Genomic DNA, 14,201 nt, shown 5'->3' with positions numbered 1-14,201 from the left:
CATGATATTAACGATGAATGGGGTGTCACGTACCGTGTCGTTCCCGACCGATCCCCTGACGCGAGCGGTCATTATCTCTATCGCGACCTGGCGCCGTGCTGGTTCTGACGACGACGTTGACCAGGTCATGGGCTGGTGGGGGGACTGCTATCCCTCGGTACAAAACGACCGTATCGGCTCCCGCCTTTACCAGCTTCGCCGCGAGAAGATCACCAACAAAACACCGGGCCGGGTCCGGGATATGTTGCGCGAATCACTGCAATGGATGGTTGATGATGGCGTCGCGGCCCGCGTAGAGGTGGCCGCTGAACGCNCCGGCATCAGCACAATACAGGCCACGATCACCATCAGTAAATCTGACGGCACAACAGTGTCGATTGCTTTTAACGACCTATGGAGTGAATTAGATGGCTGATAGCGGATATTCCCGCCAGACGCTCCCCCAGTTAATTACCACCATCCGAAACGACGTTCTTACCCGATTATCTTCCGATTCCACGCTGGCGCAGCTGCGACGCAGTGATGCAGAGGTGTATTCCCGCGTCCAGGCGGCGGCGGTGCATACGGTCTACGGGTACATCGACTATCTGGCGCGGAACCTGCTGCCGGATTTGGCGGATGAAGACTGGCTGACGCGGCACGGCAACATGAAACGGGTAACACGTAAGGCCGCCGTCGCGGCATCGGGTTACGTTCGCTGGGATGGTGCGACGGACGGCCTCAAAATTGATGAGGGCGTGGTCATTCAACGTGATGATCGGGTGTCGTTTACGACAACGTCGGCGGCCACCACTACCGGCGGAGTGTTACGGGTCCCCGTAACCTGTGATACGGCAGGAGAAACAGGGAACACGGACGACGGGATCACCATGAGGTTGGTTAACCCAATCTCCGGCTTGTCTTCTGCCGGACAGGCCGACAGCATTCAGGCGGGTAGCGATATCGAGAGCCTGGAAGATTTCAGAGCCCGGATCATTGAGCGTTGGTACTGGACGCCACAGGGCGGCGCTGACAGTGATTATATCGTCTGGGCTAAAGAGGTGGCGGGGGTGACCCGTGCGTGGACGTACCGGCATTGGATGGGGACAGGAACAGTCGGTGTGATGATCGCTAACAGCGACATGATCGATCCGGTGCCGGATGCGGCAACGGTCGCTGCCGTGCAATCCTACATTGAGCCGCTGGCGCCCGTGGCGGGTTCTAAGCTGTATGTGTTTGCCCCCATCCCTAAATCCATCGACGTGCATGTTCGTATCACGCCTGACACAGAGGAAACCCGGCAGGCGGTAATTGCTGAGCTGCGCAGCATGCTGTTTCGCGATGGCATCCCGAGCGGGGTAATAAAACCGTCCCGCATCAGTGAAGCGATCAGTATCGCGACGGGAGAATATAGCCATGTGCTGGTAGGCCCTTCCGCCGATATCACGCTGGGAGCCAGTGAGCTGGCCGTGCTGGGGACCGTGTCATGGACCTGACGAATCAATATCAGTATTTGCTGGGCGTGCTGCTGCCACGCGGACCAGCCTGGGATAGCGACGACCCCCTGCTTATGGGGCTGGCCCCGTCGCTGGCGTCGGCACATCAGCGCGCTGACGATCTGATGCTGGAAATAGACCCACGCACCACCTCAGAATTGATTGGCCGCTACGAGGATATTTGCGGCCTTCCTGATAGTTGTGCTCCGGCAGGTGTTCAAACGTTGACGCAGCGGCGCCAGCGGCTGGACGCCAAAATCAATGTGCAAGGTGGGATCGATGAAGATTTCTACCTGCGACAGTTGGAGGCGCTGGGTTACCCAGATGCGACGATCACCCGGTTCGATACCAGCCCATTCCGCTGCACATCCCCCTGCACCGAATCCCTTTATTCAGAAGAGTGGCGCTATTACTGGATCGTCAACATGCCAGCGGCCACGAAAATAGACAACATGACGTGCATCAGCGCGTGCACGGACAGCTTAAGAACATGGGGCGAAACGACCGCGGAATGCGTGATCGAAAAACTCTGTCCCTCAAACACCTACGTTATTTTCAAATACCCGGAGTGATTTATGCATCGAATTGATACCAGCACCGCGCAGGTCGATAAGTTTGGCGCGGGAAAAAATGGATTTACCCGCGGCAATCCGCAAACAGGCACATTGGCGACAGAGCTGGACGATGATTATTTTGATGCCGTACAGGAAGAAATCTGTGCTGTCATTGAGGCCGCCGGGGTTTCTTTAAACAAAGGTAATCGGAGCCAACTATTAGCGGCCCTGCAATCGTTGTTTTTACAGCCCAAAAATAATTTTTCTGAAATTTCTCAGAGGGGAAGTGACGCAGTCAACGCCGCACACTCTAATTTAGGTTTGGGAGGGGCTGCCAGATTAGGTGTTGCCACTAGCGGCCAGATGGCCGAGGGGAAAAGCAGCAGTCTCCTTCCTACTGTAGAAGCAGTCATGAGCTTATTTAATAAGCGCAATTTTCTAAGCAATGACTACATCCGGATCCCCGATGTTTCTGGAGGGTTAATTATTCAATGGGGAACGGCAAGTGTCTCGCAGGGTAGCAGTATGGCTGTGGCACTTCCCGTGTCATTTTCTACAGCATGTCTTTCCGTAATGGTAAGTAACGCGGGAAACAACACCCCTATCGCATTCGGCGCGGCTGGAGCGCCCAATAAAACCTATTTCAACCTGTATTCAGCGAAAGCTACTGGTGCAGCAGCAGACCCTGGCACAACTTGGAACTGGTTAGCCATCGGCTTTTAAAATAACGAGGTAATTCACATGATCGAAGATGGTGTTTTCTATTCAGAAACGCTCAATGGCTTTATCCCGCAAGCGTGGAAAGACGACGGGAGTTATTCGGATGAGACTTGGCCGGATGATGCAGTACTTCTCACTGATGAAGAGAAGTCTACTTATTGGAAGCAAAACGCTCCGGAAGGTAAAAAGCTAGGCGGGGTGAATGGGCGCCCCGAGTGGGTGGGCATTCCTGAACCCACGAAAGAGGTGTATGTTTCTTCGGCGGTTGAGAAGAAAAAGGAACTCTTGCAAGAAGTAAATACCGCTACCCAAATTTGGCAAACTCAACTTGCTCTTGGAATGATCTCTGACTCAGACAAAAACACTCTCATCTCATGGATGAAGTATGCGCAGCAAGTTCAGGCTATCGATACAGCGTTGGCTCCGGATATTACGTGGCCGGATAAACCTTCCTGAGGTTAAATTTTTGATCGGTGGCTAGCATCGTGCAAGGAGTCAAAACCCGGTGCCCGAATTGGGCCGTGAGCTTGAGATAGGGCGCTGGCGTGACCGGCAGGCACAACCAACCCGGCGGGGCCGGGTTGGTTGTATTATGCGGTAAGCATTAGAACGCGCCTGCAAAGCCTTTCAAATTGCTGGAAGAAAAGGTCTCGGTTGTCGCTCATTGTGTCAAAAACATTTCCAGCCTTACCATCTTCCTTCAAGTCGTGATCTGTAATCGCAAAAACTGGCTTGGACAATTTTTGGCTGATAGCAATTAAGGAATTGAAGTCGGAAATCTGGGCTAAATCATAAGCCTTCAAATGCGATGTATCTGTAGCATTGAGAGATAGTTGAATTTCCTCTTCTGATGCGGAACACCCAATAAGATGCAATGAAGGGGCTAAAACTTTATTTACAGCACCATGAATCTCATTGACCCAATGTTCAAAAGATTTCACAGGCATGCCATTTCGCGGGCGATATCTCTGGTGGATAGCACCAATAAATTTAGGTTTATTAGTAATATTGTTTGCTGTTCCTGATTTTGCAGTCTTCTTGAAGAAGTCCAACTCTGCATGCCATGCAGTTATGGTTTCAGATAGGGAGTTAATCGCCTGCCAGCAGAAAAAGTCTGGAGTTGCTGGAACAATAAAATAATCACTGGACATTAAGGCTATTTCGTTCAGCCCACCAACGCTTGGGCTTAAGTCGTAAATGATATAATCGATTTTATTTTTCTCAGCGATCATGTTGATAACCTTAGGCAGATTGCCCGGCAGGTTTCTTGTCAAGGGAACACCCGAAGCAATTTTAAGAGCAACACTAATCTGAGAATCAAGCATTGAAACACTAAGGTGGCCAGGAAGCAGATAAAGATTTTCATTTTGACATTCAAAGAGGTCTGCCGAGTTAGAATTGACTAACTCTTCTACAGAGGATCCGTTCATTAACGTATCAACAATAGATTCCATTGTTAAATTGTATCGGCTGCTATAAAAATTTTCTAAGCTTTCACTAACGGNCGTGTAACCTAAAACCATACCTGTCAGATTGCACTGTGAATCAAGGTCAACCATCATAACTTTCTTGCCGGCACTAGCTAAGCCCCAGCCAATATTAAAAGCAGTAGTAGTCTTGCTAACGCCACCTTTGTGGTTGAAAAAACAAATCGATTTTGGCATTGACAAATTTCCCTGCTTTAATTCTTTAGTCATGACATTCCCTTTATTTTATATAAGTATCACGTTAATAGCATCATTAAAATCTTTACGACATTACCCGAACGACTCTTGAACACATGCCTAAACAAACCGCATCTTCGACTCGACGGCCACGCCGATGATTTTGCAGTTACCGTTTATCGTGATGATGGGCCAGTTAGGGTTTAGCCCCTTCAGATAACGCTGTCCACCTTCGTCGCCAGCTTCTCAAACATGACTTCGTTGACGTTTGATATCTTGGCGACGACCAAATTAGATCTTAGTCACCCACTAACCATCTTGCCAAGTCAAATCCGCGTCTTAATCATGCTTTCGTGATCATTAAAGATTCGCGAATTCATAGCAACAAAAACATTAAATACAATGTGTACATAAACGTGTGTTTAATTAGAGGTGTAAATATCAATTTTTTATTAATGCACTGATATTTAATGATTTTTTTAAACAAACTAAAGCCCTATCGGAGAGCATACCACTCCTTGTGTTTCAACGGGTTAGTCATCGCCCCCCAAATATCCGACAGCACGCCGATAGAGGAAACCATCATACCGATCACCATGACGCCCCCCGAAATCGCGGCGTAGTCCTGTTGACGAATGGCGTTGACCAGCCAGCGTCCCGCGCCCGGCCAGCTAAACACCACTTCGGTAATCATCGCCAGCGTCAGCATGGCGGAAAACTGCAGTCCCAGCTTGGGAATGATGGGCGGCAATGCGTTGTGCAACAAATGGCGGCGAATGATGGTGGTGCGCGACAGTCCCCGCGTGTAGGCCGCCTTGATGTAACTTTTGCTGATAATTTCGGTGGTGCTGATCCGCATCAATCGGAACACTTCCGTCGTCGGGGCGACGGACAGCACCGACACCGGCAGAATCAGGTGGCGGACGGCGCTCATCATCATCTCGTCCCGGTAGGGAGACTTCGCCAGCCAGGCGTCTATTAACGAAAATCCGGTGACGCGCGGCACCTGATAGAGCAAGTCAAAGCGGCCGGAGACCGGCAGCCAGCCCAGATGCAGCGAAAAGAACAGCGTCATCAATAACGCCAGCCAGTAGACCGGCAGCGAGAATCCCAGCAGCGCCAGCCCGCTCAAAATCTTGTCCTGCGTTTTGTTTTGCAGGATGCCTGCGGTGATCCCCAGCACGATACCGATGACCAGCGCGAGCGAAAAGGCCAGCACGCACAGCTCTATCGTGGCGGGCAGCACCTCTTTCAGCTGTTCGCTGACCGGTTGTCCGTTGATGCTGGACAGCCCGAAGTTCCACTGGAACAGTCCGACGATATAAAAGCGGTAGGCGTCAAACAGCGCCACGCCGCGCAGCGGGGCGTGGGGCGTGAAATAGAGCAGGCTAAAGCCGACCAGCGTCAGCAAAAATAGCGTCACCACCAGCAATAACAGGCGGCGCAAGGCATAGATAATCACGGCGCGACTCCTTCCATCGGCGGCGGTACCGGCGGTGCAGACTGCGGCGTATCGCTTTCGCGGTAGACCCCGGCGAAAGAGGTATTGCCGAAGGGACTGAGCACCAATCCTTTCATATCATAACGATAGGCCTGCATGCGTAGCGAGGAGGCCAGCGGCAGCACCGGCAGCTGATCCGCCAGAATCTGGTGCGCCTGCTGGTAGTAATCGATGCGCCTAGAGAGCTGTTGCGATGAAAGCGCGTCCTGCAACACCTGATCAAATCCGCTATCGCACCAGTGGGCATAGTTGGTTTGTGACCGGATCGCGGCGCAGCTGAGCAAGGGGCGGAACACGCTGTCCGGATCGTTGCTGTCCGTGGCCCAGCCCGCGAGGGTCAGGTCATGGTTCATTTCCATCAGGCGCGCTTCCTGAAAGCGGCCCTCGACTGGTATTAGCGTCACTTCAACGCCCACCTGGGCCAGATCGGCCTGAATCAGTTCCGCGGTTTTCACCGGACTGGGGTTGTAAGACTGTGATGTGCTAGGCACCCACAGCTGAAGGTGCAACTGATTCACCCCCAGCTCCTGAAGCATCCGACGGGACTTCTCCGGATTGTACGCAGTGATCTGCGCCTCGCTGTTATAGGCCCATGACGCGCGAGGCAAAATGGAGGCGGCGGTTTCCGCCGTGCCGTAATAAATCGACTGCATCAGGCGGTCGTTATTGATCGCCAGCGCCAGCGCATGGCGGACGCGCGGGTCGTCCAGCGGCGGCTTACGCACGTTGAACGCCAGATAGGCGACGTTCATGCCCGGACGCAGCGACAGACGCAGGCGAGGGTCGTTACGCAGGATGCTGAGCTGACTGGCGGCCGGATAGGCCAAGACATCGCACTCGCCGGTCAGCAGCTTAGACAGCCGCCCGGTGCCGCCCGCGCCGAGATCGAACACCACCTGCTCCATGCGCGGCTGACCGCGCCAGTAGTCGTTATTGCGCCGCAGACGCACAAACTGTCCGTAGCGATATTCGTTCAGCATGTAAGGGCCGGTGCCGACTGGCTGGCGGTCGATCAGCTCCTTTTTATCCTGCTTTTGCAACTGATTGGCATATTCAGCCGACAGGATCGGCGCGTAGTGTGTCGCCAGGTGCCATAGGAACGAAGCGTCCGGTTTGTTAAGACGGATCTCGATGGCGTAGTCGCCGATTTTGCGAATACTCTGCACCGTATCGGCAAACTGCAGGCTGTCGAAATAGGGGTATTCGCCGCCGTTGATGTCGTGGAACGGGTGATGTTCATCCAGCATTCGCTCGAAGCTGAACAGCACGTCGTCCGCGTTCATGGGGCGGGTAGGCGCAAACCATGCGGTGTTTTGAAACGGGACATCGTGGCGCAGCGTGAAGCGGTAGGTCGCGCCGTTGTCCAGCACTTCCCAACGCTGGGCCAGCTCGGGAACCAGTCGATAGGTATAGGGGTCCACGCCGAGCAGGCGATCGTACAGCTGTGCGGCGAGGGTATCCACCATCACGCCGCTGCGCGCCATCTGCGGGTTGAACGTCGTCAGTTCGTCGTTGACGCAATACACGAAGCCGCTGCTGCGGATATCTTCCGGCGGCGTCGGGCTTGGCGTGGGCGGCAACGGTGCAGCCAGCGCGGAACCTGTTAACCAGGTCAACGCTAGCGCAAGAGTATATTTTCCAGACATACGGGAGTTTTCAGGCAATATGCGATAGACAGAGTGTAACGCACTCTGCGTCTCGTCCCAATTCCTTGTCGCCAACCGTCGCCTTTTTCACCATCGCGCGGGCTTGCCTTTTCCATCAGCAGGTCGGGATTTAGAGCTCATTGACCGTGATGGCGTGTTTTTTCAGCAGCCCGCGCAGCTGATGGTAGCTCAGCCCCAGCAGCTCGGCGGCCTTGCGCTGGTTGAAGCGTGACTGAGCCAGCGCTTGCTGCAACAGCTGCTGCTCCTGCTGGCTCAGCCAGCCCCGCATATCCAGTGGTAGCGCGGGCAAAGTGTCTGGCGCGGCGTCCGGCACCGAGAGAGGCGCGGTCGGTTGAAACGGGTTGATGATGATATGGTCTAGCGGCTCACTGCTGGTGCCGTGGCGATAAACGGAGCGCTCCACCACATTTTTCAGTTCGCGTACGTTGCCGGGCCAGCTGTAGTCGAGCAGTGTGCGTTGGGCGCGATCGGTCAGACCGGGGAAAAGCGGAAGTCCCAGCTCCCGGCACATCTGAACGGCAAAATGCTCCGCCAGCAGCATGATGTCCTGCTGACGCTGGCGCAGCGGCGGAAGCTGCACCACGTCGAACGCCAGGCGGTCCAGCAGGTCGGCGCGAAATTTCCCCTGCGCCGCCAGCGCGGGCAGATCGTCGTTGGTGGCGCACACCAAACGCACGTCGACCTGCAAAGATTGTCCGCCGCCCACGCGTTCCAGCACGCCGTATTCGATGACGCGCAGCAGTTTTTCCTGCACCAACATCGGCGCGGTCGCCAGTTCATCCAAAAACAGCGTGCCGCCGTCGGCGCGTTCGAAACGGCCAAGATGACGCTTTTGCGCGCCGGTGAATGCGCCGGCTTCATGGCCGAACAGCTCCGAGTCCAGCAGGTTTTCATTTAAGGCGGCGCAGTTAAGTGAAATGAACGGCCCTTGCCAGCGGGGAGACAGGTAGTGCAGGCGGCTGGCGATCAGCTCTTTGCCGGTACCGCGCTCGCCGATCACCAATACCGGTTTACTGAGCTGCGCGAGCTGGGAAACCTGTTCCAGCATTTCGAGGAAGCTGTTGGCTTCCCCCAGCAGCGAGTCTTGTTCGTAGGCCACAAAATCACCTTGTCATATTGACTAACTGTTAGCGAATTTAACCAGCATAGCAGTCGTGCGTAATCCCGTAAAAAATAATAATGCTTTTAAATTCAGTTAACTATTTTTGTTTGCGACATTGGCACGGATATTGAAATACCTGACGAAGAGAACGTGACCCGATACGCCGGGGCGGATCCAATGGGCGTACTAAGACGCCGGAAATTATTAAGAGGATAACACTATGGGTATTTTTTCTCGTTTCGCCGACATCGTTAACGCCAACATCACCTCCTTGCTGGACAAGGCGGAAGATCCCCAGAAGCTGGTTCGGCTCATGATTCAGGAAATGGAAGACACGCTGGTCGAGGTGCGTTCCACCTCAGCGCGAGCGCTGGCGGAGAAAAAACAGCTGGCGCGCCGCATCACTCAAGCTCACGCCCAACAGACCGAATGGCAGGAAAAAGCGGAGCTGGCGCTGCGTAAAGATAAAGAAGATCTGGCCCGCGCCGCCCTGATTGAGAAGCAAAAGCTGACCGATCTCATCGCCGTGCTGGAGCAGGAAGCCGAGAACGTCGATGAAACGCTGGAGCGCATGAAGCGTGAAATCGGCGAGCTGGAAAATAAACTGACCGAAACCCGCGCACGCCAGAAAGCTTTGACGCTGCGTCATCAGGCCGCCAGCTCTTCGCGCGATATCCGTCGTCAGTTGGATAGCGGTAAGCTGGATGAGGCGCTGGCGCGTTTCGAGCAGTTCGAACGCCGGATCGACTCAATCGAAGCCGAAGGCGAAAGCGTCGGTTTGGGCAAGCAGAAAACGCTGGACCAGCAGTTTACCGAGCTGAAAGCGAACGATGAAATCGACGCGCAGCTGGCGGCGTTAAAAGCTAAAGTAAAACCTGCGGAGTAACCGCTACGGGCTGTCGCCGTCGGCGGCAGCCTGAGATACGCATCATGATTATTAAGGAGAGAAAATGGGCGCCCTGGTTCTGACGATGATACCGCTGACCATTTTTCTGCTATTCGTCGCTCCGCTCTGGCTTTGGCTGCATTACAGTCAGCGAAACAACCGTGCTCAGTTGGGGACGGCGGATATGCAGCGGCTGCACACATTGACGCAAGACGCGCAGCGTATGCGCGACCGTATTGAAACGCTGGAAGAGATTCTGGATGCGAAACATCCGAACTGGAGACAATCCTGATGAGACTGAACCGGAATTCTAAAAAGCTGTATCTGATGCCGGAAGCGGGCATGATCAAAGGCGTTTGCGCCGGACTGGCCCACTATTTCGACGTGCCGGTGAAGCTGATCCGCCTGATTGCCGTGCTGTCGATCTTCTTTGGCCTGTTCTTCTTTACCGTGGTGGCGTATATCGTGCTGAGCTTTATTCTGGAGCCGGCGCCGCCGGCCGCCTACGGGACGCCGGAGGCTTCTCCCAACCAACTGTTGGATCAGGCGGACGCGCAGCTGATGGAAAGCGAGCGCCGCCTGCGTGATATCGAACGGTACATCACCTCAGAAACGTACGGCGTGCGCAGTCAGTTCCGCCAGATGTAATCCTATCTGCCACGGTCAAGCCTGCGCTGACGCCGTGGCCTGTCTATGACTCCGACACGTGCGCTTTCGCATTTTGCCGTCGGGCACCATAATAGCGTTTACCTATTATCACCCTCAGAAACGACACACAGGGAAAGGAGCGTCATGGCAAATCCCCTGAATCGACTGCAGCAAGACATCGGCGCGCTGGTGAATCGCGGCGTCGATCGTCATCTGCGTCTGGCCGTCACCGGCCTGAGCCGCAGCGGAAAAACCGCGTTCATCACGGCGCTGGTCAATCAACTGTTGTCGGTGCATAACGGCGCGCGTCTGCCGCTGTTCTCGCCCGTGCGCGAAAATCGTTTGCTGGGTGCGCGACGCATCCCGCAGCGTGATTTGGGCGTACCGCGCTTCGCCTACGACGAAGGCATGGCCGCGCTGTACGGCGAGCCGCCCGACTGGCCGACGCCGACGCGCGGCGTCAGCGAGATTAGACTGGCGCTGCGCTACCGCTCCAATGACTCGCTGCTGCGGCATTTCAAGGATAACTCCACGCTGTATTTGGAAATCGTCGACTATCCGGGGGAGTGGCTGCTGGNCCTGCCGATGCTGGAGCAACGTTATTTAGACTGGTCCCATCAGATGAGCGGACTGCTTCAGGGCGAACGGCGCACGTGGGCGCAGCCCTGGCTGTCGCTGTGCGAACAGCTGGATCCATTGGCGCCTGCGGATGAAAACCAACTGGCGGCGGTAGCTCAGGCCTACACGGATTATCTGTTGCGCTGCAAACGGGAAGGCCTGCACTTTATTCAGCCGGGCCGACTGGTGCTGCCCGGCGATCTGGCGGGCGCGCCGGTACTGCAATTTTTCCCCTGGCCGCAGAGCCGCGACGGGCAGGCGTCCGCGCTGGCGCAGGCTGACGCGTCAACCAATATCGGCATGCTGCGTCAGCGTTTCGATTACTACTGCCAGCACGTGGTGAAAGGGTTTTATAAGCAGCACTTCGTGCGCTTTGACCGTCAGATTGTGCTGGTGGACTGCCTGCAGCCGTTGAACAGCGGCGTGCAGGCTTTCAACGATATGCGCCTGGCGCTGACGCAGCTGATGCAGAGTTTTCATTACGGCAAACGGACGCTGTTTCGCCGTCTGTTCTCTCCCTGTATCGACAAGCTGATGTTCGCCGCGACCAAGGCGGATCACATCACCACCGATCAGCATGCGAACCTTGTGTCGCTGTTGCAGCAGCTGGTACAGGATGCGTGGCAAAACGCGGCCTTCGAAGGCATTAGCATGGAGTGCGCCGGTATCGCCTCGGTGCAGGCGACGCAGAGTGGTCTGGTCGACCACCAAGGGCAGAAAATTCCCGCGCTGAAGGGCCATCGGCTCAGCGATGGGGAGCCGCTGACGGTCTATCCCGGCGAAGNGCCGTCACGTCTTCCGGGACCGGCGTTCTGGCGCGAACAAGGGTTTCATTTCGATGCCTTTCGACCGCCGGAAATGAGCATTGATACGCCGCTGCCGCACATTCGCCTGGATACGGTGATGGACTATTTACTGGGGGACAAATTGCGATGAGTGAACCGCTGAAACCACGAATGAGGTTCGAAGAGGCGCCGCCAATGGACTTGCCGCCAACGCTGCGCCCCAACGTGACTTTCGACGAGGAGAACGCTCATCAATTCACGCCCACGCTGACGGAAAACGAGCAGGAAGAGGGCGTGGCGGAAGCCGCCGTGAGCGGCGCGTTGCGTCCACGCCGCAGCCTATGGCGGCGCATGGCGATGGCTGGCGTCGCGCTGTTTGGCGCCAGCGCCGTCGCGCAGGGCATACAGTCGCTTCACCATGCGTGGCTGAATCAGGACTGGATTTCTCTCGGCGGTATCGCCGCCGGAACGCTGATTGTCGGCGCGGGTGTCGGCTCGTTGGCGATGGAGTGGCGTCGGCTATATCGCCTGCGCCAACGGGCGGAGGCGCGCGACCGCGCCGCTGAGCTGTTGCACAGCCACGGGATGGGCGCGGGGCGTGAATTTTGCGAACAACTGGCGCGGCAGGCCGGACTGGACCACGGACACCCGGCGATGCAGCGATGGCTCGCCTCGCTGCATGAAACCCACAACGACCGGGAAGTGGTGGCGCTGTACGCGGAACTGGTGCAGCCGGTGCTGGACGTGCAGGCGCGGCGCGAAATCAGCCGATATGCAGCCGAATCCGCCCTGATGGTCGCCGTGAGTCCGCTGGCATTGGTGGATATGACTTTCATTGCCTGGCGCAACCTGCGGCTGGTCAATCGGATCGCCGCGCTGTACGGCATTGAACTGGGCTATTTCAGCCGCATTCGCCTGTTTCGTCTGGTGCTGCTCAATGTCGCTTTCGCCGGCGCATCCGAGCTGGTGCGTGAAATCGGAATGGATTGGATGTCGCAGGATCTCGCGGCCCGACTGTCCGCGCGCGTCGCTCAGGGATTGGGGGCCGGGCTTCTGACCGCGCGTCTCGGCATCAAAGCGATGGAGCTGTGTCGCCCGTTGCCGTGGCTGGACGATAAGCCGCGCCTGGGGGATTTCCGCCGCGAGCTGGTCGGCCAGCTGAAATCCACGCTCGCCGACAAAAAATAATTCGCCTGACCCCGAGCCGCCTACGGTGATCGCAGGAAGGGAAAAGCGTATATTGCATTCACGATGACACCAGGCCGTTCGCCTTTTCATGTGATGCCACTATGCGTAATAACCGACTGCGGTTGCCGCTTCTGATCCTTTTCGCTTTGCTTGCCCTCGCGCTCAATCTGCGCAGCCCCCTGACCGCGATTGCGCCGGTTATCGACCAAATTCGCGCCGATCTCCACATCAATGTGACCCTCGCGGGGCTGCTGACCACGATCCCCGTGCTGTGCTTCGGCCTGCTTACGCCGTTGGCCTCGCTACTGATCTCCCGCATCGGCATTGAGAAGGCGATCATGGTGTCCCTGATTGGCGCGACGGTGGGGACGCTGCTGCGACCCATGGGCGGCGTCACGATGGCGTTGGTGGGGACGTTGACGATCGGCGCGTCACTGACCGTCGGCAATATCGTCTGCCTGATGGTGATTGCCAGGGACTTCCATCAGCGGCGCAATATGGCCACTGGACTTTACACGGCGGCCATTAATGTCGGCACCATGTTGACCTCCGCGTTGACCGCGCCGCTGGCGCTGCTGTTTGGCTGGCGGGTGGCGCTGGGGATCTGGTGCGTGCTGGCGATAGCGGCGCTGGCGGTCTGGGGACGCGTGATTCAGCGCAAACGCGGCGTGCGTCAGCCGGAGAGCGGCGGCCCTGTCCCGCTCAAGGTGCAAATTAGCCTGTCGCCGCTGCCGTCGCTCACGTTCTGGCGTCAGCCAATTCTGTGGTATCTGGTGACGGCCTTTACCGTTCACCTTTTCATCTACTACGGCATGACCGCCTGGTTGCCCGCCTACTTGACGCAGGAAGCGGGAATGAGCCTTGCGGAGGCGGGTCTTATCGCCTCGGTCTTCCAAATTACGGCGCTAATCGGCTCGTTCGGCGTACCGATGGTGGCCTCGCTGTGGCGCGTGCCGCGGGCAGTATTGCTGGCGATTGTCGGCGTATTCTGGATGATGACGCCGGCGGGGATGTATTACTGGCCGCATCAATGGCCGCTTTGGTCGTTGGCCAGCGGCATCGCGCAGGGCGGCGGCTTTACCGCTATTTTCATGCTGATCATGGATAACGCCCGCGATTTGGATGAGAACCGCCGTTTCTCCTCGGCTGTGCAGGGCGTGGGGTATTCTCTGGCGTCGGTCGGACCGCTGGTGACTGGCGGGCTTCATACGCTGTGCGGCAACTGGGCGATCAGCTTCCTGCTGCTGTCCGCACTCTCTCTCCTGATGCTGGCGATGGGGGTGGCTATCGGTCTGATGAAGCGGCGCGATGCGTCGCCGCCAGAAAAGGCCAGGCCAGAGTAGAGTGTCAACTTTTGCTGACACCCTACTTCATCCGACGACGGCGAATAGGG

At 56.4% G+C, this 14,201-nt stretch carries 15 protein-coding genes and 1 pseudogene; 11 read left to right on the top strand and 5 right to left on the bottom strand.

What is annotated here, in order from left to right; all coding sequences use genetic code 11:
* The first annotated feature begins 1 nt into the window (after nt 1).
* The 5 genes from SB13_RS10010 to SB13_RS09990 are packed head-to-tail and all read left to right on the top strand — an operon-like array spanning nt 2 to nt 3,205.
* On the top strand, nt 2-415 hold the full coding sequence (locus SB13_RS10010) for a phage GP46 family protein (RefSeq protein ID WP_026740222.1): 414 nt from the start codon (nt 2-4) through the stop codon (nt 413-415).
* Complete coding sequence (locus tag SB13_RS10005) at nt 408-1,475, top strand: baseplate J/gp47 family protein (RefSeq protein ID WP_026740221.1); 1,068 nt, start codon at nt 408-410, stop codon at nt 1,473-1,475. Before SB13_RS10010 ends, SB13_RS10005 begins: the two co-directional genes overlap by 8 nt.
* Complete coding sequence (locus tag SB13_RS10000) at nt 1,466-2,047, top strand: YmfQ family protein (protein WP_026740220.1); 582 nt, start codon at nt 1,466-1,468, stop codon at nt 2,045-2,047. Before SB13_RS10005 ends, SB13_RS10000 begins: the two co-directional genes overlap by 10 nt.
* A 3-nt stretch (nt 2,048-2,050) precedes the next feature.
* Nucleotides 2,051-2,752 (top strand): gp53-like domain-containing protein, encoded by a 702-nt coding sequence (locus tag SB13_RS09995; protein WP_026740219.1) that lies wholly within the window; start codon nt 2,051-2,053, stop codon nt 2,750-2,752.
* A gap of 18 nt (nt 2,753-2,770) precedes the next feature.
* On the top strand, nt 2,771-3,205 hold the full coding sequence (locus tag SB13_RS09990) for a tail fiber assembly protein (protein WP_036150293.1): 435 nt from the start codon (nt 2,771-2,773) through the stop codon (nt 3,203-3,205).
* A 134-nt stretch (nt 3,206-3,339) separates the two neighbouring features.
* Here SB13_RS09990 and SB13_RS09985 read toward each other — a convergent pair whose 3' ends face one another.
* The 5 genes and pseudogenes from SB13_RS09985 to pspF all read right to left on the bottom strand — a co-directional run bounded on the left by SB13_RS09985 (nt 3,340) and on the right by pspF (nt 8,680).
* Nucleotides 3,340-4,413, bottom strand: coding sequence for an AAA family ATPase (locus SB13_RS09985; protein ID WP_026740217.1), 1,074 nt, complete (start codon nt 4,411-4,413; stop codon nt 3,340-3,342).
* Between the two features lie 120 nt (nt 4,414-4,533).
* Nucleotides 4,534-4,703 (bottom strand): annotated as a pseudogene (locus SB13_RS18035) (LexA family protein); the annotation flags it as partial.
* A gap of 206 nt (nt 4,704-4,909) precedes the next feature.
* The gene (gene sapB / locus SB13_RS09980; RefSeq protein ID WP_026740216.1) at nt 4,910-5,875 is read right to left on the bottom strand and encodes a putrescine export ABC transporter permease SapB; all 966 of its coding nucleotides are present in this window, start codon (nt 5,873-5,875) and stop codon (nt 4,910-4,912) included.
* The gene (gene sapA / locus SB13_RS09975; RefSeq protein ID WP_026740215.1) at nt 5,872-7,560 is read right to left on the bottom strand and encodes an ABC transporter substrate-binding protein SapA; all 1,689 of its coding nucleotides are present in this window, start codon (nt 7,558-7,560) and stop codon (nt 5,872-5,874) included. Before sapA ends, sapB begins: the two co-directional genes overlap by 4 nt.
* 130 nt (nt 7,561-7,690) lie before the next feature.
* Nucleotides 7,691-8,680 carry a phage shock protein operon transcriptional activator gene (gene pspF / locus SB13_RS09970; protein WP_026740214.1) on the bottom strand — a complete coding sequence of 330 codons (990 nt, stop codon included), beginning with the start codon at nt 8,678-8,680 and terminating at the stop codon, nt 7,691-7,693.
* A 223-nt stretch (nt 8,681-8,903) separates the two neighbouring features.
* Here pspF and pspA point away from each other — a divergent pair, with 223 nt between their 5' ends.
* The 6 genes from pspA (at nt 8,904) to SB13_RS09940 (ending at nt 14,151) form a co-directional block, all read left to right on the top strand.
* Nucleotides 8,904-9,569, top strand: coding sequence for a phage shock protein PspA (pspA, locus tag SB13_RS09965; RefSeq protein WP_026740213.1), 666 nt, complete (start codon nt 8,904-8,906; stop codon nt 9,567-9,569).
* A gap of 64 nt (nt 9,570-9,633) precedes the next feature.
* Complete coding sequence (gene pspB / locus SB13_RS09960) at nt 9,634-9,861, top strand: envelope stress response membrane protein PspB (RefSeq protein ID WP_026740212.1); 228 nt, start codon at nt 9,634-9,636, stop codon at nt 9,859-9,861.
* Nucleotides 9,861-10,217, top strand: coding sequence for an envelope stress response membrane protein PspC (gene pspC / locus SB13_RS09955; protein WP_036150289.1), 357 nt, complete (start codon nt 9,861-9,863; stop codon nt 10,215-10,217). Before pspB ends, pspC begins: the two co-directional genes overlap by 1 nt.
* A 156-nt stretch (nt 10,218-10,373) precedes the next feature.
* Entirely contained in the window at nt 10,374-11,771 is a 1,398-nt protein-coding gene (locus SB13_RS09950; RefSeq protein ID WP_026740210.1) for a YcjX family GTP-binding protein, read from the top strand.
* Nucleotides 11,768-12,808 carry a YcjF family protein gene (locus SB13_RS09945; RefSeq protein ID WP_026740209.1) on the top strand — a complete coding sequence of 347 codons (1,041 nt, stop codon included), beginning with the start codon at nt 11,768-11,770 and terminating at the stop codon, nt 12,806-12,808. The genes SB13_RS09950 and SB13_RS09945 overlap by 4 nt, the downstream gene beginning before the upstream one ends.
* 101 nt (nt 12,809-12,909) lie before the next feature.
* Complete coding sequence (locus tag SB13_RS09940; RefSeq protein ID WP_026740208.1) at nt 12,910-14,151, top strand: MFS transporter; 1,242 nt, start codon at nt 12,910-12,912, stop codon at nt 14,149-14,151.
* The last annotated feature ends 50 nt before the right edge of the window (nt 14,152-14,201 follow it).

Origin of the sequence: Lonsdalea quercina subsp. quercina, from assembly GCF_000688695.1 — a bacterium.
Taxonomy (GTDB): Bacteria; Pseudomonadota; Gammaproteobacteria; order Enterobacterales; family Enterobacteriaceae; genus Lonsdalea; species Lonsdalea quercina_D.
Note: the sequence above shows the minus strand (reverse complement) of the source record. Positions and strands in the feature narration are given on the sequence as shown.

Bases quoted from the DNA above. Each gene is read 5' to 3' on its own strand.
- SB13_RS10005 (WP_026740221.1), top strand. From the start codon at position 408: ATGGCTGATAGCGGATATTCCCGCCAGACGCTCCCCCAGTTAATTACC.
- SB13_RS10000 (WP_026740220.1), top strand. From the start codon at position 1,466: ATGGACCTGACGAATCAATATCAGTATTTGCTGGGCGTGCTGCTGCCA.
- SB13_RS09995 (WP_026740219.1), top strand. From the start codon at position 2,051: ATGCATCGAATTGATACCAGCACCGCGCAGGTCGATAAGTTTGGCGCG.
- SB13_RS09990 (WP_036150293.1), top strand. From the start codon at position 2,771: ATGATCGAAGATGGTGTTTTCTATTCAGAAACGCTCAATGGCTTTATC.
- sapA (WP_026740215.1), bottom strand. From the start codon at position 7,560: ATGTCTGGAAAATATACTCTTGCGCTAGCGTTGACCTGGTTAACAGGT.
- pspA (WP_026740213.1), top strand. From the start codon at position 8,904: ATGGGTATTTTTTCTCGTTTCGCCGACATCGTTAACGCCAACATCACC.
- pspB (WP_026740212.1), top strand. From the start codon at position 9,634: ATGGGCGCCCTGGTTCTGACGATGATACCGCTGACCATTTTTCTGCTA.
- pspC (WP_036150289.1), top strand. From the start codon at position 9,861: ATGAGACTGAACCGGAATTCTAAAAAGCTGTATCTGATGCCGGAAGCG.
- SB13_RS09945 (WP_026740209.1), top strand. From the start codon at position 11,768: ATGAGTGAACCGCTGAAACCACGAATGAGGTTCGAAGAGGCGCCGCCA.
- SB13_RS09940 (WP_026740208.1), top strand. From the start codon at position 12,910: ATGCGTAATAACCGACTGCGGTTGCCGCTTCTGATCCTTTTCGCTTTG.